We start from the raw sequence: 21,831 nt of genomic DNA, 5'->3' as shown, positions 1-21,831 counted from the left end.
AATAACAGTAAAAAAGCTCAATTTATTTTGGGCTTTACCCTTACTTTTGCCAAAAAAAGGTTAAGTATGCAACAAGATACTGAATTTGAACTGTTTCGCGATAACTATCGCCGCTTTCTAAAAGAATATGTCGCACCGCATTATGAGCAGTGGGAAGAAGAATGTTTGATTCCAAGACAATTATGGAACCAGTTAGGTGAAAACGGCTTTTTATGTGTCGATGTACCTGAAGAATATGGCGGTTATGGCGCCCCTGTACATTATTCTCTGATGCTGGTACAGGAAACTGCGCAAGCAGGTTTTACCTCCTTAGCTGTTGCAATCGGTGGACAAAATGAACTGGTTTCTCCATATATTCAAAACTTAGGTAGTGAAGAACAAAAGCAATATTGGCTACCAAAAATGGTCACAGGCGAAGTCGTGACAGCCATTGCCATGACCGAAGCCAATGCAGGCTCAGACTTACAAGCCATTCGCACCCAAGCCATCCTGAATCAAGACCATTATTTGGTGGATGGTTCAAAAACCTTTATTTCCAATGGGATACATGCTGACCTGATTGTCTTGGTGGCAAAGACTAATCCTGAAGCTCGAGCAAAAGGTATCTCTTTGTTACTGGTCGATGCTAGCTTAAATGGCGTTGAAAAAGGCAGATCTTTAAAAAAAATTGGACTCCATGCCCAAGACACTGCTGAGTTATTTTTTGATCAGGTCAAAGTCCCTAAGAACCAGCGATTGGGAGAAGAAGGTCAAGGTTTTGCCTACCTGATGCAGGAGTTACCTCGTGAACGCTTAAGTATTTCTATGATGGCTTTAGGTTCGATTTTAGGTTCGATTGAAATCACAAGTGATTATGTCCAGCAACGTAAAGCCTTTGGTCAACCTTTAAGTCATATGCAAAACACGCGTTTTGTATTGGCCAACACACAAATTAAGGCCAAAGCGGCTCAGGCTTTTGTTGATCAATGTGCGGAACAATACAGTCGAAATACTTTGAGTGTCAGCCATGTTGCTGCTTTAAAATGCTTTATTACCGATACCCAATGCGATGTGATTGATCAATTACTGCAACTGTTTGGCGGTTATGGCTACATGCAGGAATACCCAATTTCGCGCTTTTTTGTCGATGCACGTGTGCAAAAAATTTACGGTGGTACCAATGAAATTATGAAAGAAATTGTCGCGCGGGAAATACTCGGACGATAACTCTATTAAAAAACTGAAACAAACTCAGGCAGTGCAATGCAGCTACCTCAATGCAAAAACAACAATGATATTTCAGGAAGAAATGCAATGAAGACTAAACTATGGATGTATTCCACTCTTCTACTCTCTAGTCCAATTTTTGCCGGTAATTTTATCGACAACAGCAGTATCGACTTAACTACCCGAAACTTTTATTTTGACCGCGATTATCAGGAACAATCCTTTTATCCTGCCGCCAAAGACTGGACGCAAGGTTTTATTTTAAAGGCCAACTCAGGTTATACCGAAGGAACTGTTGGCTTTGGACTAGATATATTAGCGACGGCTGGGTTTAAACTGGATGCCAGTGCAGACTATGCTGGGACGGGAAACTTACCGCGGGATACTGTGACCAATGAACCTGCATCAAGTTATGGAGAAATTGGGGTAACAGGAAAATCTAAAATCAGTAAAACTGAGTTAAAGGTCGGAACACTTCGACCAATGAACCCTGTACTGGTTGCCTCGCCTGCCCGTTTATTGCCACAAACCTATCGTGGGATTTCGTTAGAATCGAAAGATATTCCAAACCTTGATTTTCAATCGGCTTATATCGACAAGGTCAATCATCGTGATTCAAGCAATTACGAAAACATTAAAATATCAGGTGTAAATGGGCGCTTTAAAAGTGCAGAGACAGATGGACTTTATTATTTGGGAGGACATTACCAACTCATCCCCAATACTAAACTCACCAGTTTTTATATGAATGTTGAAGATTTATATGACCAATCCATGTTTGGGGTTACCTACAATCATCAGTTCAATGAGAACAATAATTTAAGTTCACAATTGCGCTACTACCGCAGCCGTGATGAAGGTCAAGCCAAAGCAGGTTTGGTGGATAATGATCTGATTCATGCCTATTTTGAATATAAACATCAAAACCATAAGTTTATTTTGGCGACTTTTCATCATAGCGGTGACACCGCATTTCCCTACTTAACAGGCGGTGAAACAGGCTTGCTGATCGACACTTGGCCAGCGGAATTTTTAAATCCCAAAGAGCGTGTTTACAGCTTTCGTTATGAATATGACTTCAAAAACTATGTACCAGGTTTACGCTTTATGACCCGTTACACCACGGGTGATAATATTTATGCGCCAAATTTGGGTGGAACCGATTTAAAAGAACATGAAACTGATTTTGACATTGGTTATACGGTGCAAACAGGCATGTTTAAAAATCTGGGCTTACGCGCACGCTATGCCATGTATGACAATAATATGCTCTCTACCGCCAACATCAAACCATCCAACGAAACACGTATCAATATTGATTACACATGGAAGTTTAAATAAGCAAATGGAGGTTCTGCATTGATCAGAACCTCCAATTTTTGAGGATAAATTAATGGAAAAAGTTCTGGTGCTGTTGTTTGGGTTAAGTTTTATCAGCTTCGCTCAAGCTGAAACATACAATCAACCACCACCGCTTCATCTTAAACCGCTGGCTACTTTTAGCGTCGATCTGAATGCACCCGTTTGGGAGCTTGGCATGACCAGTGATGGTGGCAAACGCCGCATTATTCCAATCACAGGTGGCACCTTCCAAGGGAAACAACTCAAAGGCCGTATTTTAAATAACGGAGCAGATTGGCAAATTGTCGATAGCAAAGGCCTCGCCATTATTGATACTCGATACCTACTTGAAACTGAAGATGGCGCACTGATTTATCTTCAAACCAAAGGTTATCGACATGGATCAGCCGAAGTTTTGCAACAACTTGCAAAGGGTCAATAGGTCGATCCGAACAAATACTATTTCAAAATCACCATGCAATTTGAAACCAGCTCACCAAAATATGCTTGGCTGAACCAAACGGTAGCCGTAGGGAGCGCTATGCGTTTAGGTAAAGCTGTAATTTATGATGCTTATACGCTTCAGTGATCAGGCAAACCCATTCATTTTTATTTTCTTCATTTGAAACAAGGATCTTTCGAAATGACGCTGAAAACTTTAGAACCCCTACCTCCCATTCACCATCATCTCGGAGGTCATAATATTCAATGGAATGCAGACCATACTGAACTAGAAATTAGTTATGTCGCGCTGGACAGCTTTACCAACCCCAGAGGTACCGTAGAAGGTGGCATGGTCTGCGCCATGTTGGATGATGTGATGGGGTTATTTACCTATTTGGCCAATCAGCAGACACCAGCCACCACGATTAATCTCACGATGGATTTTTTACGCCCTTGCTTGGTAGGTACGGTACTCACCAAATGTCGCTTTACCAAGCAAGGTAAAGTCATTCTCAACATTGAAAGCGAAGCATGGCAAAACCAGAAACTTATTGCCAGAAGTACTGCAAATTTTATGGTACTTAGCCCCTAACCTACAACATTGTTTGATATGGAACTTCAATCATGCAAAAGCAGTTAAAACAAAAAAATTGGTTCATACCGTTAAGTGTATTGACCTTATGTGTTGGCCTTTCGGCCTGTAGCGATAATGACAGCCCAAATACGACACAAACCACAGCCACAATTCCACAACTTTCTCCAGCCGTTGGGACCAACTTAAAAGGTGCATGCGGGGATTTACAAGGATTTGAATATGCACACACCCATATCACTTCTGCAAACTTAGAAACAGCTGGCAGCTTAAAAGTTGCAGGTCAAGACATTGCGGCACACTGTCGCATTACTGGTTATATGTACCCGCGAATCAGCCCTGTTGATGGGCAAAGCTATCAAATTGGTTTTGAAATGCGTTTACCTCTGGACTGGAATGGTCGCTTTCTTTATCAAGGTAATGGCGGAACTGATGGCAATATTGCCACAGCAACGGGTCAAGTGGGCAGCGGCGGTCCTCTCAGCAATGCACTGCATGATGGCTTTGCTGTCATTTCATCCGATGCTGGACATAATGCTTCACAAAATCCATTGTTCGGATTAGACCCGCAAGCTCGAATAGACTATGGCTACGGTGCGATTACCAAACTCACTCCCATGGCAAAAAATCTGATTCAAGCTGCTTATGGAAAATTGCCAGACCGTTCTTATGCAGGTGGAACCTCAAACGGTGGACGGCATGCCATGATGGCAGCAACACGTTTAAGTGATCAGTATGATGGCATACTCGCCAGTACGCCGGGTTTCCATCTACCACGTGCTGCTGCAGCTCAACTATATACCGCGCAACAATTGCGCCGCGTGGCTACGGATGAAAATGATTTGAGTACAGCACTCACGCTATCGGAACGCAAACTATTGGCACAATCCATTTTAAATCAATGCGATGATTTAGATGGTGTTAACGATGGCCTAGTCCAAGATGTAGAAGCTTGTCGCACTGCTTTTGATATTCATCGTGATGTGCTTGTGTGTGCAGTTGAGCGTGATGGAAGTTGCTTAAGCACAGAACAACTAGATGTACTCGCAAATATTTATCGCGGCCCCGTCAATGCAACAGGTGAAGTACTGTATGCCACACAACCTTTCGACCCGGGACTACTGGGCAGTAATTGGGCCAATTGGAAGTTTGATTCCTCTGTCGGTACAGCGCGTGACCCTGTGGCTGTTGGGATTATTTTTCAGATTCCACCAGATCCAAGCATGATGTTGAACTCTCGACAATTTGCCTTCAGTTTTAATTTTGACATGGATTATGCAAAATTATCGGCAACGAATGAAACGTATCAAGAAAGTGCCATGTCGTTCATGCTTCCACCTGATGAATTAAATTTAGATCAGTTACAGCAACGCGGTGGCAAAATTATTGTTGTGCAAGGTACTGCTGATGGCGTATTTTCTGTAGATGATACTCAAAACTGGTACGATAAATTACTACAAAAATATCAAAATAATACATCTGGCAATGCTCCAAGTTTTGTCCGTTTTTTTCGGGTCCCAGGTATGAACCACTCTAGTGGTGGTATCTCGACCGACCAATTTGATGCACTAACAGTCTTGGTCAATTGGGTAGAATATGGTCAAGTTCCAGACCGAATTGTTGCGGGTTCACGTGGTGAAGCAAATCTCAGTGGGCAAGTAAATACTGAACTCCCTGCCGATTGGTCGGCAAACCGGACACGCCCACTTTGTCCATATCCGCACATTGCGCGTTATAACGGTCAAGGTGACTCGGAATTGGCCGATAATTTTAGTTGTAAATTATAAGAATACAAAGTTTTTTAATTCTCTTTGTTTCAGAGGCTGACAATGTAGGTTATTCTGAATCAAGGAGTACTTCGTCGGACTCTGCCAATACACACTATTGTAGATTTAATTTTCCAATTTAATAATCTTTTCATATGTATTTAGACCTTGTTTCTTGAATTAATCAGTCCCGAAATGCTAACAATTTAGGAAGCGTATGGTATCCGTCACAATAAACAATGTAGTACGCTAAAATTGAAGCACATTTCATTTCTGGGCACAAACTTATTTAAAGTGCAGGGTCTAAACAGTTTCTTATTCGTGAAGAAGATGTCCAAGTGTCACATTGTTTTGAAACCTTAGAATAACCTCTTCACTATTTCAACAGTGAATTATTCACTCAAGATACTGTGACTTCTTTACAGCCACTTTTTTGAAGATTCTCCAAATATTGGCATCTATCAAGTTGCTTAGCCTATTCAGCTGCGATTTGATTACATCAGGTAGTCAACACTCCCAAAAGAAAAGCACATTAAAGATCGGTTGATTACGCATCAAATTTAAATGTTAATTAGAATCGAGAAAGGCTACTTAGGTGTGATTTTGATACAGGAAGATCAGATTAGAATTATTTAATTTCAATTATTCAGCATTCAGCATTATTCAGCCCATAAATCAAATATATCAGGCTTAATAAAACAGCATGATGGCATTAATAAACTCAATCTCATCATGCTGGCTGTTCAATAAAAGAGGAAAGAACATCTTGAATATTTAAACAACTTTATCCATAGACTGCATATCAATAACAAAACGATATTTCACATCACTTTTCAGCATTCGTTCATAAGCATCATTAATGTTTTGCATATCAATCATTTCAACTTCAGACACAATATTATGTTCACCACAAAAGTTGAGCAATTCCTGCGTTTCTTTAATCCCGCCAATGACTGAACCGGCAATAGATCGACGTCCCATAATCATCGGTACTGAATTAGCGCTGAGATCACCCAAATAACCGACTAAGACAATTGTTCCATTCAGTGCCAAAGTTGGAATATAAGGTTTCAAATCATGATCATAAGGCACAGTATCTACAATTAAGTCAAACTGGTTTGCCGCGGCTTGCATTTGATGCTCATCCGTCGATAAAACCACATAATGTGCACCCAATGATTTTGCATCCTGTTCTTTATTGGCAGAGCGCGTAAATAAAGTAACCTCTGCACCCAGCGCATTTGCCAGTTTAATGGCCATATGCCCTAAGCCTCCGAGGCCTACAACCGCCACTTTGCTACCTTTGCCGACATTCCAATGACGCAGCGGTGACCACGTGGTAATGCCTGCGCAAAGAATTGGCGGAACAGCTTTAGTATCTAAATTTTCAGGTACTTTGAGTACAAAATCTTCACTGCAAACCAGCGTTTGTGAATATCCGCCATAGGTCATTCTCTGGTCAATTCTATCAATGCCGCCATAGGTCAGAGTATGCCCGCCTTCGCAGTATTGTTCCAAGTCCTTTTGACAGGCAGAACATGTGCGGCAAGAATCCACCATACAGCCGATACCGACTAAATCACCGACTTTGTATTTGCTGACTTTACCCCCTACTGAAGTGACTCGGCCTACAATTTCATGGCCCGGCACAACAGGATATTGGGTAAAGCCCCAATCATTTCGCGCCATATGCAAATCGGAATGACAGACCCCGCAATATTCGACTTGAATAACAACATCATCTTCACGAGTAGCGCGGCGTTCAAACTTAAATGGAACTAATGTGCTTGACTCATTCTGCGCTGCATAACCTAAGACCTGTATCGTCATAACTTTCTCCAAAAGATTAGCTTATATTGATCAATACAATTTCATCTGACACTTGATTTCAAACCGCACTTCAATACGTCTTGTGATTTGCTATAAAGCAAAAACTGTTCAATTTAAGATGCTGCGGGCGCAAGCTCTCCATACCAATATGAAGCGGTCACACCACCATCCATCAGGAAATCACTGCCCGTACTAAATGTCCCTTCTGGTCCCATCAACAATGCCGCAACGGCGGCAACTTCATCGGGCGTGCCTGCACGCCCGGCTGGGGAGCGCGCCAACATACTGCGATAGCTCTCTCCCCGTGGACCCATTAATTCATCTTTGGCTAATGGAGTCATGATGATGCCTGGACTGATACTGTTCACCCTCGCCCCACGTTTACTCCAACGGACGGCTTCGGCCATTACTCTTAATACATTGCCACGCTTGGAAAGCTGATAAGCATGCAATGAATCCTGAAATGCACCGGATTTCAGCATCGGCTGAGCAAGCAATTCATCGGCAGGCGTGGTTGCTAGAATATGGTTTTGCTCAAGCGTTAAAGCCGGTAAGCGATGCCCAGATTGAGATGAAATCACTATGCAAGAACCGCCTGGACTGATCACATTACCAAATTCTTCCAAAATAACAGCGGTGCCATATAAATCGACTTTTAAAATAATCTCAGGTGTGGCTTGTGACGGCGATACCCCTGCAGCATGAATCACGCCTGCAATATCACCTAATGCACGAGCCCTCTGCACAAGCGCGTGAATCGAATCACGTGATGACACATCAACAAGACTGGCACTCACGTCAAAGCCAGCTTCACTTAATATTTTTGCCGCGGCATTGGCATTTTCTTGTTTTAAATCCGCGAACAGAACATGCTTTCCTGCACTCACACGCCGTGCAATGGCTTGTCCGATTGAGCCTGCGCCAATCACAACAATGACTTTTTTCATATTTTGCTCCTCACTTTTTTCATTCATGGAATAAAATCATTCCAGAAACTTCATCTAGAATGATTAATCCGCGAACCAAGATAGACACTCTGCGGGAAATTCATTAATTCAAATTTATTGTGCGGATAGTTGGGGCAATTCAGCCTCAAGCCTCTGACCGGCTTCAACACTCACCAGTTCCGACAAAATTAAGCCGACCGCCTGCAGCTGCCTCATTGAAATTCCTTGTTTTTGAGCAAGGATAAGATGTGATCTAAGCTGACTTTCCACACCATCCATCGCAGCCAGCATACTGACGGTTGCTATTTCCCGTTCCTCCCAATTCAGTACATCTTTAGAAAAAATATCGCCAAAGAGATGCGCTTTCAAATATTCATCAATTTCAGGTGAAAATTCGAATAATGGACCTTGCACAGACTGCCCTGCCAATTGACTTTGGTTCTGTGTGCCTTGCACCAAAGCCTGATAATCCTGCGCCAATGGTGTACTTGCAGCACCGTCAATGTCGTGAATGCCTTGTGCTTTGCGTTGTTCGAGTACCTGCATAAAAGTAGCCAAAGCATTCAAACTGCGTGGAAATCCTGCATAGGCATAGCTTTGCACCAAAAGCGATTTAATTTGGTTGATCGTTAAGCCCTGATCTAAACCCTGCCGCAGTGCTTGGGCTAATTTCGGTTGATTACCGACCGCCGAAAACGCTGCAATAGGAATCATGGCTTGATGCTTTTGCTTAATGGCATGATTCATCCGCTGTACTTCCTTTTCAGTTGATATCGGTTGCACCTGTTTGATTTCTGCAGCGCTCGATATAGACAAGCTCTGAAAAATCGACAACAAAATCAGGTTCTCTTTCCATCTATAAGCCCATAAAAAAGCGCGCATTCCAGAGCCTCCTGTTTTGACTTGAATCAAGTATTGAACCGAATCCGGGCAATTTGTTCTATCCGCTCAGGATTGCGATGATCCGCAATTAAATGCGCGCCTGTATCCAAAGCTTGAATGCGCTGGATGTCTTGCTCACTTAATTCAAAAGAGAACACGTCAAAATTTTCTTCAATGCGTTTTGCATTCACCGATTTTGGAATCACCGCAATCTCTCGCTGTATCAACCAGCGTAAAATCACCTGTGCAACACTTTTACCATGTACATCTGCAATTTCTTTCAAGATTTCATTTTGGAAAATATCATTTTTACCTTCTGCAAACGGCGCCCACGCCTCATGTTGAATCCCACGCGCTTTAAGGAAGCGCTGCGCTGCAATTTGCTGGGTAAAAGGATGCGTTTCAATTTGGTTGACCGCCGGGATAATTCGATTAAACGCAATTAAATCGGCAATACGGTCAATCGAAAAGTTACTCACACCGATGGCTTTAATTTTTCCTGCGTCATAAAGTTCCTGCATCGCATGCCAAGAACCATAAACATCGGAATAAGGCTGATGAATTAAGTACAAATCAAGATAATCTAAACCTAAGCGCTCCAGTGAACGCTGAAAAGCAGTATGAGCTGTTTCATAACCTGCATCTTGTACCCAAAGTTTACTGGTAATAAATAATTCTTCCCGCGGAACTTCACAGCGTCGGATTGCACGTCCTACGGCGTCTTCATTCTCATAAGCCGCTGCGGTATCAATATGTCGATAGCCGGTCATTAAAGCGTGATAAACCGCATCTTCACACTGCTGCTGATCCAACATTTGGAATACACCAAAGCCTAAAATTGGCATTTTCACGCCATTATTTAAGGTCGTAAATATCATGGTTGCCCCGCATTCAACGTTTGCTTTTAAAAACAATATCTGCCATTAATCTTGATCAGCAAGCTGATACTCCTGCTCACTGACAGGTTCGAGCCAATCCACGTTGCGTCCATTTTCATCAGCACCCGTGAGGGCTAGATGAGTCATAGCAGAATGACCGCTGGCGCCATGCCAATGCTTCACACCTGGCGGACAGTAAATAACATCGCCGGCGGTAACTTTTTCTGCAGCTTTCCCCCATTCTTGTACGACCCCTTCACCTTGCGTCACTACAAGGTATTGCCCTTTAGGATGGGTATGCCAAAATGACCGAGCATTGGCTTGAAAGCTGACATAGGCACTGGATGCATTAATGCCTTCTGTATCGTCTGTCAAAAGTTCCACATGAACAACGCCAGTAAAGCTCTGGTCTGAACCTCCAAAGATTTGATGCTCATTGGCTTTTTTAATGGTTTGAGATGCCGAAGCTTTTTCTTGACTCATCGCTTGTGCTCCAATTGAAATCAGCAATGTGGCCATGAGGACGCCGAATTTCATGTTCATAGTGATGTCCAAACTGGCTGTAAATTGAATAGGTTGTTAGATTGACGATAGTCTCTCTTGTTTTATCAGTATAAAAATCGAAGCCATACTTTGCTGTTCTATTCCTCTTGTATATTTGCCTAATCCTCCAAATTTTTATTGTTGTCTCTATTCAAATCTGCTGAAGCTTCTACAATAAAATGAGTAAAGTTTTGAGATAAGCCGAATGGTTACAAAAGAACGAAACGCACATACCCGATTAATTCAATTGGTTGATCAATATACCTCTGTTGAAAATCGGTTTGAAACTCCTATTGCAGGATTAATCCTAAGTCGCTGGGATACCCCGACCCAAGCCTCGAGCAATATGCTGGATGCGAGTTTGTGTTTGATTGCGCAAGGTAAGAAGCAAGTGATCTTGGGCGAAGAAATTTATACTTATGATGCGGAACATTTCTTATTTACCGCAATTGATTTACCTGTCATTTCACAAATTATAGATGCCTCACCAGAAAAACCTTATTTGGGCATCTTATTGAAATTAGATCCTTATGCTTTAGCACAGCTTATGCTGGAAGCGCATGTGCCTTTTAAGCACAGGACTGAAGATAAAAAGGGACTTGCTGTTGGTGAGCTGACACATGAGTTGACCAATGCTTTTGTTCGTTTACTCGAATTAATCCAAACACCTGAAGATATTCAGATTTTATCTCCTTTGATTATTAAAGAAATTCTGTATCGCTTATTGATGAGCCCGCAAGGTGATCGACTCAAAAGAATCGCCGCCACAGGAACAAATGGGCATCGAATTGTTAAAGCCATTGAATGGCTCAAACATAACTTTTCCAAACCCTTGAGCATTGATGACTTGGCAAACTCTATGGGCATGAGTTCTTCCAGTTTTCATCAGCATTTTCGAGACATTACCTCAATGAGCCCTTTGCAATATCAAAAAAGAATGCGTTTATCTGAAGCACGGCGTTTATTAATAACCGAAGATTTAGATGTCTCCTCTGCAAGTATTCAAGTTGGTTATGAGAGCTTGTCGCAGTTTTCCCGCGAATATAAACGCTTTTTTGGTATGCCGCCGTCTGAAGATTTAAGAAAAAATTAAAGCAGCCATAAATAAAGCATGCCCCTGTGGTTTAGGATCAACCCATCCGTAGATATTTTAGTGATTCACAGCGCTTGCCAGTAAAAAATAAAAGCAATTTTTTGGAGATGGCAGTGCCGCTAAATTCTTAGGTATGAATCCTCATGCACTGATTTCAAAATAAATAATGGCGAATTGAATATTAAGCTTCTTGTTTGAAAATCACTTAATATTCAACTCTTTTATAAATCACCGCCTAGCATTCACTTTCAGCCCCATATTCAGGCATTCCTTCTTCTGCGGTAAAGTGAATATCAAAAGGCTTATTCGTTATAAAAAGCATTAAGACGTCATTATCACTGCGCGCACCATGGAACATTACCGAACCTTCAGGGAACCAAACAAAATTCCCGGGTCCAAACTCTCCCTCACTGGTGACTAAATGTCCCTCTAATACATACATTCCGTGCGCACAATTATGCCAATGTTCCACAGTTCTAAATCCCGCAGGATAACGCAGCTTCCAAACCATCATGCCTGTATCTGAATCCTGCAAACAGGTTTTGACAGGCAGCGCATCATTTAAAAAAGGAATTGGGATAAATTCCCACGGTATAGTATTGGTGTTTACCACAAAAGGCTTATCCGCCATTCTTCTGTTCCCTGAATTTATGAGCTATATATTTTTTAAAATGAAGTGACCTGATCGCATCAATATGATCAGGCCATCAAAAATTAGCCGATTTTAATAATAGGCTTCAGTGTGATCCCTTTCTGACTGTCTATTGCCGCCTGATTAATTTCATCAAAAGCATAGAACTTCACCAATTGATCAAATGGAAATTTGCCTTGTTGATATAATGTGACTAGCTCTGGAATAAATTTTTTCGGTGAACCGCTGCCCTCCACCACACCCAAAATGGTTTTCCCTCCCAGCAATAGGTCATTCACATCAAACTGAGCCGTCGTACCTAAAGGTGGAGCCCCAACAACTGCTATTTTGCCTAAGATCCCCAATGCATCTATCCCCTGCTTTAAAATTTCAGGGCGCCCAGTAGACTCAAGAGCAAAATTAATTCCGCCGCCTGTAATTTCCTTAATAGCTGCCACAGGGTCTTGCGTTTTACTGTTAATCACATGTGTTGCGCCCAGCCGTTTGGCCAACTCTAAACGCGACTCGACAATGTCCACAGCGATAATGATTGAAGCGCCGCATACTTTCGATGCAAGCAAAGCGCTTAAACCAACGGCACCCGCACCCCAGGTCACAAAGCTGCTGGCAGGCGTCACCTTAAGTGCATTAATACATGCCCCTGCACCCGTTTGAATACCGCAGCCTAAAGGTCCGAGCAACTCGATCGGCACATCTTTGGTCACTTTAACTGTATTGTTTTCACGGCTTAAAGCATAGGTTGCAAAAGATGAATGTGCAAAAAAATGATCGTGAACCACCGCATGATCATGCGTACAAATTGCACTTTTTCCTTCTGAATCTGCACCGCTGAAATTGCGTCCAAAGAACTCTGCGCAATATGCAGGATTGCCTGTATGGCACTGTGTACATTTGCCGCAGTAGCCATAGCTTAAAACCACATGGTCACCCACTTGAAGGTCTGTGACATTTGGTCCAATGGCTTCAATAATGCCTGAACCCTCATGTCCCAGCACCGCTGGCAAAGGCACGGGATAATACTGATCACGAACAATTAAGTCAGTATGGCACATGCCTGTAGCCACAACTTTAACCAATACCTCATCCCCTTTCGGTTGGCGGATTTTCAGCGGCTTCAGCTCAAAATCTGCACCTTTACATGCCGTCACTGCGGCAACAATGTCTTTCATTTCGTTCATGCGATTACGTCCTGTAATAAATGATTCAACTGATTAAAAAGGATAATGCGGCGCTTGCGCCTGTACAGTCATCCATTGCCACTGGGTAAACTCATCTGCATTGGCGGGGCCACCAATGCGCGTTCCATTTCCTGATGCACCAAAACCGCCAAATGGATTGACCGTCTCATCATTCACAGTTTGGTCGTTGATGTGAAGTAAACCGACTTTGAGCTGTGCGCCAAGCTGCATAGCGCGCCCAACATTTGAACTGATTACGCCTGCTGAAAGCCCATAGTCTCCATCATTAGCAAGTTCAATCGCTTGTTCATCTGCGCTAAATGGAATGAGCACGGCAACAGGCCCAAAAATTTCTTCACTGAAAATCGAATTATTTGAAGTCACGTCTGAAAGAACGGTCGGCTCAAAAAATACCCCATTGGCATGACCGCCCGCCTCTAGTTTGGCTCCTTCAGCAACTGCAGCCTTCACCAGCTGTTCTACATGCTGCGCTTGTTTTTCATTAATTAGTGGGCCAATGGTCACATGGCTATCACACTGATTTCCCACCACAAAGTTTTTCACTTTTTCAATCACGCGCTTTTTGACTTGCGCATAAATTTTCTGATGAATCAAAATTTTGCCTGAAGTCATGCAAATTTGACCTGAATGCAAAAATGCACCCCATGCAATATTTTCAGCAGCAAGTTCAATATCCGCATCATCTAAAATAATCAGCGAGTTTTTTCCACCTAGCTCTAATGAGACTTTTTTCAAAGTCTTTGCTGCATTCGCACCAACTATACGCCCTACATGGGTTGAACCTGTAAACTGAATACTGGCAATATTTTTATCTAGCGTCAGAGCTTCCCCAACTTCTGCCCCACCCGGCAATACATGCAGAAGCCCCTTAGGTAAGCCAGCAAGCTCAAAAATTCGCGCAATCGCATAACCGCTGCACACGGCTGTGCGTTCATCCGGTTTAAGCACGACTGCATTGCCCAGTGCCAAAGCCGGCGCAACCGCCCGTAAAGCTAAATACAGCGGAAAATTAAATGGCGAAATCACCCCAACCACACCCAGTGGTACACGCTTGGCTATGCTTAATTTGCCATTTTGAGCCGGCAGCAGAGTGCCCTGATCCGCAGCAGGCAAACCGATACAATGTTTAAGGACTTGAATTGCAATACTGACTTCAAAGCCTGCTTTGAGCTGTAAAGAACCGCTTTCTTTCACCAGCCATTCAATCACGTCCAATTGGTTTTCTGTGAGTAAAGCGGCTGCGCGTTCAAATACTGCTTGGCGTTCTTGATAACTCAGCGCCCACCACTGCTGCTGTGCGGCTTTTGCTTGTTGAGCCGCCTCCACAACATCCTGAGCAGAGGCATAGCCGATTTCACCCAGCTCTTTACCCGTAGCCACTTCAACCACTTTATAGGTCGCTTGAGTTGACAGCCATAAACCGCTGAACAGTTTTTTATCCCAAATTTCTTTTGCTAATATCGTCATCATGACCTCTTTAAAATGTATTGACTGCTTGAGTTTCATCGTTGCAAAACTAAAGCGAGAATGTGTTGTCATCACGCATGTTTTGAATTAGAAAATGTAAAAAAGCCTGAAGTTCAGTCCTAATTCTTTCTTAAATCCGCTCTCAACTTGTGTGTCCGAAACCAACTGTGCGCTCAATTGGGTTCTTGGGTTTATCATTTGCTGGAACTCAAACCTTGCCTGCTGCTTCTCCATATTTTGCTGAAGCTTAATACCGTCCAAAGACTGCTCACCGCCATAGTTAGCCGCATATCCCAGTGCTACACGTTGCTTAGCATTCAAGTCATAGCGTAAATTGACCTGTGTTTGATAGCTGGTGACTTGTGAAAGAGTTTGATTGCCGCTGCCAGCTTCATCATTATCGCCATACCAGATTGCATCCTGATAAAACTCAAAGCCCAATTTGCCATAAAGCGGCTGTACCCAAGCCAACTGCAAATCATATTTAAAACGGTTTTCACCTAGGTTTACCGTATCATGCTTATCGTATTGCCCAAGCGGCAAATAAATAAACGGCGTAAGTGCAAGATAACGCCCTGAAACCCCTTGCTCAGGTTGATTAATTAGCCAAAATGCAGAGGCTATAATAGGATCTGCAAAGCCTGATGCATTATTTAAATGAGCATCCTCAATTTGAGTATTGCGCACCGATCCAAACGGAATAACCACTTGCGGCGTTGCACGTAATCCTGCGATATCGGTATAATGAATAAACCGTGCAATACCTATATCTGAGCGGGAGTCAGCGCGTGCTTTATCACCATTTTGATAGTAGCCTTCCATTTCACTATGCTGATAATAAAAAACACCGACATTGGTTCCGCTCGGTAAAGCCGTATAATCCCCAGCATTCACATCAATGGCATGACTCTGCGATGCAAGTAAAGCACCCAGCATGAGTACCGGCGCATTTTTAGTCCTTAAATGCATAACACGTTCCCTTTTATCTAAATTGTCCTTCATGACTCTTCTCTTCTCTTGAGCTTTTTTAACGGCATTTAAAGCTGTTGATTATTTGCCAAAAGCCATACTTGATTGAGACTGAGCAAGAGAATAATTGCAGTTTGCATGCCAGTTTTTTTATTATTAAAAATCAATATTTTAAGTTTAATAGAAAATCAAACGTGTCCATGATCTAGACATACGAACAAAGGAATGTCCAGTTACTGGACAGTCCTTTGTTTAAAGTGACACTCAAAAAACCCGGCTGAATTAAAATGTGATCAGAACGCTGAATTTAAGCAAAAGCCCGAAACATAACCGCATTTGCGCAGCAGCAATCCAATGTTGAAAGTAAAGACAATGGCAGGATAACCTCAAAGTTAAGCTACGCCATAAGGCTTAACTGCTGATGTATTTGTATACTGTTGTTCTTGATATATTGAGCCGCTTTGCAGTACGTGCGATATTGCCGTTCTCCTCATTGAGCACCTGCATAACCATATGCTTGGTCATGGCATTTAAATTCTCATTACTGCCATCTAAAACAGGCTGATTCACAGTTTGAAGACACAGCTGAGGCTCGGGTAAATAAAGCTGATTTAAAACATCACTTTCATTAAATGCAGCCGACAACCTTACGATATGAATGAGCTCGCGAATATTGCCCGACCATGTATGGGCCTTAAACTGCTGCTCCACTTTAGTTGACCACTGCGAAATCCCAAACTGATGTAAAACCTTATGGAAAATAGCCTGCTTGTCCTGACGTAAGCGCAGAGGTTCCAAATGCACTTGAAATCCACAAATCCGATAATACAAATCACTGCGGAATGACTGCTGTTCTATTTTCATTTTTAGATCCTAATGCGTCGCACACAATAATTTAAATGCTGACTTCATCGGCTTGCGTCCTCCGACACCATAAAACTGCTGATCTTGCAGGACTCTTAAAATTTTAACTTGCAGATGCAAAGGCAAGTCACCAATCTCATCCAGAAACAAAATCCCTTGATCTGCCATTTCTATGAGGCCTTTTTCCCCTTGTTTTTTGGCCCCGGTAAAAGCGCCGCCCTCATAGCCAAACAGTTCCGCTTCCAATAAATGATCTGGAATCGCACCGCAGTTAATAGAAATAAAAGGCAAATCAGCATCCAGCTTTTGATGCAATTGCTGTGCAAAATGATCTTTGCCTGTCCCTGTTTCCCCCGTAATCAGTACTGGAATATCCGCTTTTAAGGCTTTAAGCGCTTGATCAAGTTCATGCTGCGCAGTGATTTTCTTAGTCTGCTTGGATATCATTCCATGCAAGGTATTCAAATGCGCATAAAAAAAAGCATGATCGTGGCTTTGGATAAAAAATGAATCACTCGCATCAGGCTGACTCAACTGCTCTGTTAAGAAAAAATCATGAATTGAACGATCTAATAGCACATCAATCGAACAACTGAGCAGTTTCAATGCCATTTGATTGGCCTTTACAATTTTCCCATGTTCATCGAACACGATCATGCCTGTATAGGCATTTTCAAGTAAATCTTTCGAATGCTGAAAATATAGAACACGCTGATTGGGCTTCAGTTCAGCAAGTATCACTTTATTTTCTAAAATATAACTTTGATACAGCAAATGCCTGAGCCAATTGCTGGCCAGCAACCCTTTCGGCGACGTAATATCTAAAGCCCCTAGAATTTCGCCCGCGCCATTAAAAATGGGCACAGAAGCACAAGAATAATTGGAAAACTCATCTAAATAATGCTGATGCCCAGTCATAATCATTGGCTGTTTGGACAAGACACTGCACGTCGGCGCAATTGCACCAAATATGGATGGATCGACCACGCGGCCTATGCGCAGAAAATGATATTGATCATCTAAATCAGGATTATGCCGTTCAGCAATAATTTTAAGCTGATGATTAATTAAAAAAACACTGACATCCTGCTGTCCAAATAACTGCCAAATATCATTTAAAACCGCTTCTGCTAATGCTGAGAATTTTACATCCTCACGAGACAGATGATCGACAGGAAAGTCAAATAAAGTTGTCAATTTTGAAAATGGACTTAAGCCCGATTTCTTAGACCGTTCCCACGCTTGCAGAATCGGTGAATCTCGCTTCACAATATCTGGAAGCACGCCTGTCGTGTAGAAATTGTATTTAATATTTTGCCAAGAAAATTCAGATAAACCATCCATGAGCATATCCCAAATTAAATCGTTTCTTTAGTTCATATACCTGTTGCTTTGAACGTATCGTTGCACTCGATGCAAGCCTAGTCAGCGTCTACCGCAACTGAATCACTGTTTTCATTTTAAATCTATTGCAAATCACACCTAAAAAATCGGCTATCATTTCATCACCATAAAGCTATGTATAGGATTTCTCAATAGCTGTCCAAGCTTTTGTTCATCTGTTATAGCGGCCCTATGCTTAGTTTTTCCCACCTTCAAAATACCACTAATTTGATCAGCGACATTAAATTGACATAAATTCAAAGCAATCGCATATCTAAAAACTTGAGATGCCTTACTTCTCATACGCCTTGCTGAATCTGTCTTACCCTGCCTTTCGTAAATACGACAAACTTCTAAAATTTGAGATGTTGTAATACTGTCTATTGGATAATCCCCAATTGCAGCATACAACTTACCCCAAACAAATTGATTCCTTCGCTGAGTGCTAGGCTCTAACTCCTTTGTCTTTCTATATTCATCCGCGATTAAAGCAAAAGTATTTTTACCTAATTTAGCTTCTTCGTCATTTTTCTTCAGAACTGCTGGATCTATATTTTGAGTGAGTAATTCTCGATACTCTGTTCTTTTTGCTCGTGCATTTAATAACGATACCTCTGGATATGCCCCGAAAGAAATACTATTGCGTTTTTTAGTGATTGGGCGAACATAGTCCCATCTCCAATATGCATTCCCATTTTTATCAATGATAAAAATAGTCCTTTACCATCGGCAAGTTTAATTTGAACTTTGGTTGATAATTTTTTATGTGAATTTATAGCTGAACGTATCTCTGTATCTGTCAGATTTGCAACTACTTTTGGCATTTTTGCGGTAAGCCTTTACAATAGTTTTGAAATTACCGTAAAAAACTAAAATAACCTGAAACGCGCTCGGATAATATCGGACAGAAAAAAGATAAATTACTTATTTTTAATATATTTTGGATTTCTTAGAATAAGGTAAAACATAAAAATGGTGCGGCCAGCGGGACTCGAACCCACGCCACAGGCTTCGGAGACCTGTACTCTATCCAGTTGAGCTATGGCCGCTTCGGTAGGATTGCGCACATCATATCAAAAAAAACGGCAAGGTAAAGCAACTATATATAGCTTATGCATTTTAGTGCCTATACTTTGTACAATATCCTGAATTTGCAACGCAGTATTCCCTGTGAATTACTTGGTTTATTGAGTCAATTCGCTCACAATAGCCCCATTATTCACCAGGTAATATTTTCATGACTGATGCATTGACGCTAAGGGATTTATCTAAAACCTATAAAAACGGGTTTCAAGCGCTGAAAGGAATCAATTTAACCGTTCCTGAAGGTGAGTTCTATGCGCTATTAGGTCCAAATGGTGCAGGTAAATCAACCACTATCAGCATCATCAGCTCACTGACTAAAAAAACGTCTGGCAGCGTGGAAATTTTTGGGCATAATTTAGATACTCACCCTTCTGAAGCGAAGCAGTGCCTAGGTGTCGTCCCGCAAGAATTCAACTTTGGACAATTTGAAAAGACCTTTGATATTTTAGTCACTCAAGCCGGCTACTACGGTATTCCTAAGAAAATTGCGGAAAAGCGTGCAGAAGAATATTTAGAAAAGCTCGGTTTATGGGAAAAGCGCAATACTCAGGGCCGCATGCTGTCAGGCGGCATGAAACGCCGCTTGATGATTGCCCGCGCCATGATGCACGAGCCAAAATTGCTGATATTGGATGAACCGACTGCGGGTGTCGATATTGAACTGCGCCGCTCGATGTGGGAATTCCTGACCGAAATGAATGAAAAAGGCACGTCTATCATTTTAACGACGCACTATTTAGAAGAAGCCGAAATGCTCTGCCGCCGTATTGCGATTATTGACCGCGGCGTGATTAAAGAAGATACCAGTATGAAAGACTTCTTAAATCAGCTAAACGAAGAATCTTTTATCTTTGATTTGGCCGCGCCGATTGAACCGCTGCATATCGATATTATTGGCGTGCGTTTTAATTTGATCGACCCTGTCACCTTAGAAGTGACAATGGACAAAGCGCATACATTAAATGAGCTATTCCAATTAATGGAAGCTCAAGGCATTCAAGTGCGCAGCATGCGCAACAAATCCAACCGTTTAGAAGAGCTGTTTGTAAAAATGGTTGAAAAAAATCTTGATGGAGCCGCGCAATGAATTTAAGTCAGCTAAAAGTCGCACTCTATACTCTTGTACATAAAGAAATCCGCCGCTTTATGCGGATTTGGCCGCAAACTTTACTGCCGCCAGCCATTACCATGAGCCTTTACTTTGTGATCTTCGGCAATTTAGTCGGGTCACGCATTGGCACCATGGGCGGTTTCACCTATATGCAGTTTATTGTTCCCGGCTTAATTATGATGGCCGTGATTACCAACAGCTACGCCAACGTGTCTTCAAGTTTCTTCAGCGCAAAATTTCAAAAAAGCATTGAAGAACTGATTATGAGCCCTGTCCCTTTGCATGCTATTTTATGGGGCTATGTCTTGGGCGGTGTTTGCCGCGGCGTGCTGGTCGGCATTATTGTTACAGCCATGAGCCTGTTTTTCACAGACCTCTATATTACCAATTGGTTTGTGACTATATATACCGTGCTCATTACCTCCTTCTTATTTTCATTGGGCGGCTTTATTAATGCGGTATATGCTAAATCTTTTGATGATATTTCAATTATCCCAACTTTCGTCCTTACACCGCTGACCTATTTAGGCGGCGTGTTTTACGCCATTTCGGCGCTCAGTCCATTTTGGCAAAATTTATCTTTAATTAACCCCATTGTGTATATGGTCAATGCATTCCGCTACGGCATCTTAGGCCACAGCGATGTCAGCGTTGGCATTTCACTTGCGGTTGTCACATTGTGCTGTGCTGTACTTTACGGCATTGCTTACTATTTACTTTCTCGTGGTTCAGGAATGCGTGAATAATGAGTGTAGAACATTCTCTTTTAGGTAAAGACACTAACTATCCAACAGAATATCAGCCCGATATTCTGTTTCCGATTGCCCGCGCTGCTGCCCGCGAAAATTATGCGCATGTAGAAGGCATTCAGCAAGGCAAAGACTGGTGGCATGTTTTTGAAATTTCTTGGCTGAATAATGCCGGTATTCCGCAAGTGGCGATTGGCCGTCTGACTTTGCCTGCAGTTTCACCGAATTTGATCGAATCAAAATCTTTAAAGCTATATTTTAACAGCATGAACTTTACTAAGTTCAATTACAAAGATGAGTTTAAAGCGCTGGTTGAAAAAGATTTATCCGCTGCTGCAGGAGCGCCTGTCACTATAGATTTATTTCATGCCGATGATGTCGCCATATCGCAGCCTGAAGGCATCTGTATTGATGATCTGTCACCGGCACATTTGGAAAATCATCCCAATGCGGCATTGCTGGCTTTAGATCATGCGCACGCTGAAGATGTTGAAATACAGCTGTATTCACATTTACTCAGAAGTAACTGTCCAGTCACTGGACAACCGGACTGGGGCACGGTATTTATAAGATACCAAGGTAAAAAGCCGTCTTATGAAAGTATTTTGGCTTATATTATCTCGTACCGCCAGCACAACGGTTTCCACGAGCAATGCGTGGAACAGATGTATGCTGACATTTGGCAGAACCTGAAGCCTGAAAAGCTCATGGTATATGCTGCCTATACACGCCGCGGCGGTTTAGACATTAACCCTTGCCGTGTATCGGACTTAACATGGATGCCTCGCCCAATTCGATTGGCGCGACAATAAAATAAAGAACATTGAGG

At 42.2% G+C, this 21,831-nt stretch carries 19 protein-coding genes, 1 tRNA gene and 2 pseudogenes; 9 read left to right on the top strand and 13 right to left on the bottom strand.

What is annotated here, in order from left to right; all coding sequences use genetic code 11:
- Window positions 1–66: 66 nt before the first annotated feature.
- From AZH43_RS06025 to AZH43_RS06005, 5 genes and pseudogenes are all read left to right on the top strand, one after another.
- Window positions 67–1,206, top strand: a complete 1,140-nt coding sequence (locus AZH43_RS06025) for an acyl-CoA dehydrogenase family protein (protein ID WP_067667587.1) — start codon at window positions 67–69, stop codon at window positions 1,204–1,206.
- Between the two features lie 87 nt (window positions 1,207–1,293).
- Window positions 1,294–2,547: an OprD family porin gene (locus tag AZH43_RS06020; RefSeq protein WP_067667585.1), complete on the top strand. Its 1,254-nt coding sequence runs from the start codon at window positions 1,294–1,296 to the stop codon at window positions 2,545–2,547.
- Window positions 2,548–2,599: 52 nt separating this feature from the next.
- Window positions 2,600–3,136: pseudogene (locus AZH43_RS06015) on the top strand (DUF3237 domain-containing protein).
- A 54-nt stretch (window positions 3,137–3,190) separates the two neighbouring features.
- Window positions 3,191–3,583: a PaaI family thioesterase gene (locus AZH43_RS06010; protein WP_067667584.1), complete on the top strand. Its 393-nt coding sequence runs from the start codon at window positions 3,191–3,193 to the stop codon at window positions 3,581–3,583.
- Window positions 3,584–3,615: 32 nt separating this feature from the next.
- Window positions 3,616–5,370 carry a tannase/feruloyl esterase family alpha/beta hydrolase gene (locus AZH43_RS06005; protein WP_067667582.1) on the top strand — a complete coding sequence of 585 codons (1,755 nt, stop codon included), beginning with the start codon at window positions 3,616–3,618 and terminating at the stop codon, window positions 5,368–5,370.
- A gap of 753 nt (window positions 5,371–6,123) precedes the next feature.
- Here the strand turns inward: AZH43_RS06005 and AZH43_RS06000 are convergent.
- The 5 genes from AZH43_RS06000 to AZH43_RS05980 all read right to left on the bottom strand — a co-directional run bounded on the left by AZH43_RS06000 (window position 6,124) and on the right by AZH43_RS05980 (window position 10,429).
- A complete protein-coding gene (locus AZH43_RS06000) occupies window positions 6,124–7,179 on the bottom strand; it encodes an NAD(P)-dependent alcohol dehydrogenase (RefSeq protein WP_067667580.1) in 1,056 nt (351 codons plus the stop codon).
- Window positions 7,180–7,292: 113 nt separating this feature from the next.
- Complete coding sequence (locus tag AZH43_RS05995; protein ID WP_067667709.1) at window positions 7,293–8,126, bottom strand: SDR family oxidoreductase; 834 nt, start codon at window positions 8,124–8,126, stop codon at window positions 7,293–7,295.
- A 114-nt stretch (window positions 8,127–8,240) separates the two neighbouring features.
- Window positions 8,241–8,873, bottom strand: a complete 633-nt coding sequence (locus AZH43_RS05990) for a carboxymuconolactone decarboxylase family protein (RefSeq protein WP_067667707.1) — start codon at window positions 8,871–8,873, stop codon at window positions 8,241–8,243.
- 161 nt (window positions 8,874–9,034) lie between these two features.
- Window positions 9,035–9,886: an aldo/keto reductase gene (locus AZH43_RS05985; RefSeq protein WP_067667705.1), complete on the bottom strand. Its 852-nt coding sequence runs from the start codon at window positions 9,884–9,886 to the stop codon at window positions 9,035–9,037.
- Between the two features lie 45 nt (window positions 9,887–9,931).
- Window positions 9,932–10,429, bottom strand: a complete 498-nt coding sequence (locus AZH43_RS05980; RefSeq protein WP_067667578.1) for a (R)-mandelonitrile lyase — start codon at window positions 10,427–10,429, stop codon at window positions 9,932–9,934.
- 205 nt (window positions 10,430–10,634) lie between these two features.
- On the opposite strand from AZH43_RS05980, the gene AZH43_RS05975 reads away from it, so the two are divergent.
- Complete coding sequence (locus tag AZH43_RS05975; RefSeq protein WP_067667577.1) at window positions 10,635–11,522, top strand: AraC family transcriptional regulator; 888 nt, start codon at window positions 10,635–10,637, stop codon at window positions 11,520–11,522.
- 235 nt (window positions 11,523–11,757) lie between these two features.
- Here AZH43_RS05975 and AZH43_RS05970 read toward each other — a convergent pair whose 3' ends face one another.
- The 8 genes and pseudogenes from AZH43_RS05970 to AZH43_RS05940 all read right to left on the bottom strand — a co-directional run bounded on the left by AZH43_RS05970 (window position 11,758) and on the right by AZH43_RS05940 (window position 19,105).
- Entirely contained in the window at window positions 11,758–12,153 is a 396-nt protein-coding gene (locus AZH43_RS05970) for a cupin domain-containing protein (protein ID WP_067667576.1), read from the bottom strand.
- Window positions 12,154–12,236: 83 nt separating this feature from the next.
- On the bottom strand, window positions 12,237–13,352 hold the full coding sequence (locus tag AZH43_RS05965) for an NAD(P)-dependent alcohol dehydrogenase (protein ID WP_067667575.1): 1,116 nt from the start codon (window positions 13,350–13,352) through the stop codon (window positions 12,237–12,239).
- 33 nt (window positions 13,353–13,385) lie between these two features.
- Window positions 13,386–14,840, bottom strand: coding sequence for a benzaldehyde dehydrogenase (locus AZH43_RS05960; RefSeq protein WP_067667703.1), 1,455 nt, complete (start codon window positions 14,838–14,840; stop codon window positions 13,386–13,388).
- 87 nt (window positions 14,841–14,927) lie between these two features.
- On the bottom strand, window positions 14,928–15,809 hold the full coding sequence (locus AZH43_RS05955) for a transporter (protein ID WP_067667571.1): 882 nt from the start codon (window positions 15,807–15,809) through the stop codon (window positions 14,928–14,930).
- 411 nt (window positions 15,810–16,220) lie between these two features.
- Window positions 16,221–18,017, bottom strand: a pseudogene (locus AZH43_RS05950) (sigma-54-dependent Fis family transcriptional regulator).
- A 153-nt stretch (window positions 18,018–18,170) separates the two neighbouring features.
- Window positions 18,171–18,713 carry a tyrosine-type recombinase/integrase gene (locus tag AZH43_RS19050; RefSeq protein ID WP_264753346.1) on the bottom strand — a complete coding sequence of 181 codons (543 nt, stop codon included), beginning with the start codon at window positions 18,711–18,713 and terminating at the stop codon, window positions 18,171–18,173.
- Complete coding sequence (locus AZH43_RS18845) at window positions 18,656–18,880, bottom strand: hypothetical protein (protein ID WP_227509789.1); 225 nt, start codon at window positions 18,878–18,880, stop codon at window positions 18,656–18,658. Before AZH43_RS18845 ends, AZH43_RS19050 begins: the two co-directional genes overlap by 58 nt.
- A gap of 149 nt (window positions 18,881–19,029) precedes the next feature.
- Window positions 19,030–19,105 (bottom strand) — tRNA-Arg (locus AZH43_RS05940).
- A 188-nt stretch (window positions 19,106–19,293) separates the two neighbouring features.
- Here AZH43_RS05940 and AZH43_RS05935 point away from each other — a divergent pair.
- From AZH43_RS05935 to queF, 3 genes are read left to right on the top strand one after another with little or no spacing between them, the layout of a single operon-like run.
- On the top strand, window positions 19,294–20,229 hold the full coding sequence (locus AZH43_RS05935; protein ID WP_067667569.1) for an ABC transporter ATP-binding protein: 936 nt from the start codon (window positions 19,294–19,296) through the stop codon (window positions 20,227–20,229).
- Window positions 20,226–20,999 (top strand): ABC transporter permease, encoded by a 774-nt coding sequence (locus AZH43_RS05930; RefSeq protein WP_067667567.1) that lies wholly within the window; start codon window positions 20,226–20,228, stop codon window positions 20,997–20,999. The genes AZH43_RS05935 and AZH43_RS05930 overlap by 4 nt, the downstream gene beginning before the upstream one ends.
- Complete coding sequence (gene queF / locus AZH43_RS05925; RefSeq protein WP_067667564.1) at window positions 20,999–21,814, top strand: NADPH-dependent 7-cyano-7-deazaguanine reductase QueF; 816 nt, start codon at window positions 20,999–21,001, stop codon at window positions 21,812–21,814. Before AZH43_RS05930 ends, queF begins: the two co-directional genes overlap by 1 nt.
- Window positions 21,815–21,831 lie beyond the last annotated feature (17 nt).

It is taken from the genome of Acinetobacter pragensis (assembly GCF_001605895.1).
Classification (GTDB): domain Bacteria; phylum Pseudomonadota; class Gammaproteobacteria; order Pseudomonadales; family Moraxellaceae; genus Acinetobacter; species Acinetobacter pragensis.
Note: the sequence above shows the minus strand (reverse complement) of the source record. Positions and strands in the feature narration are given on the sequence as shown.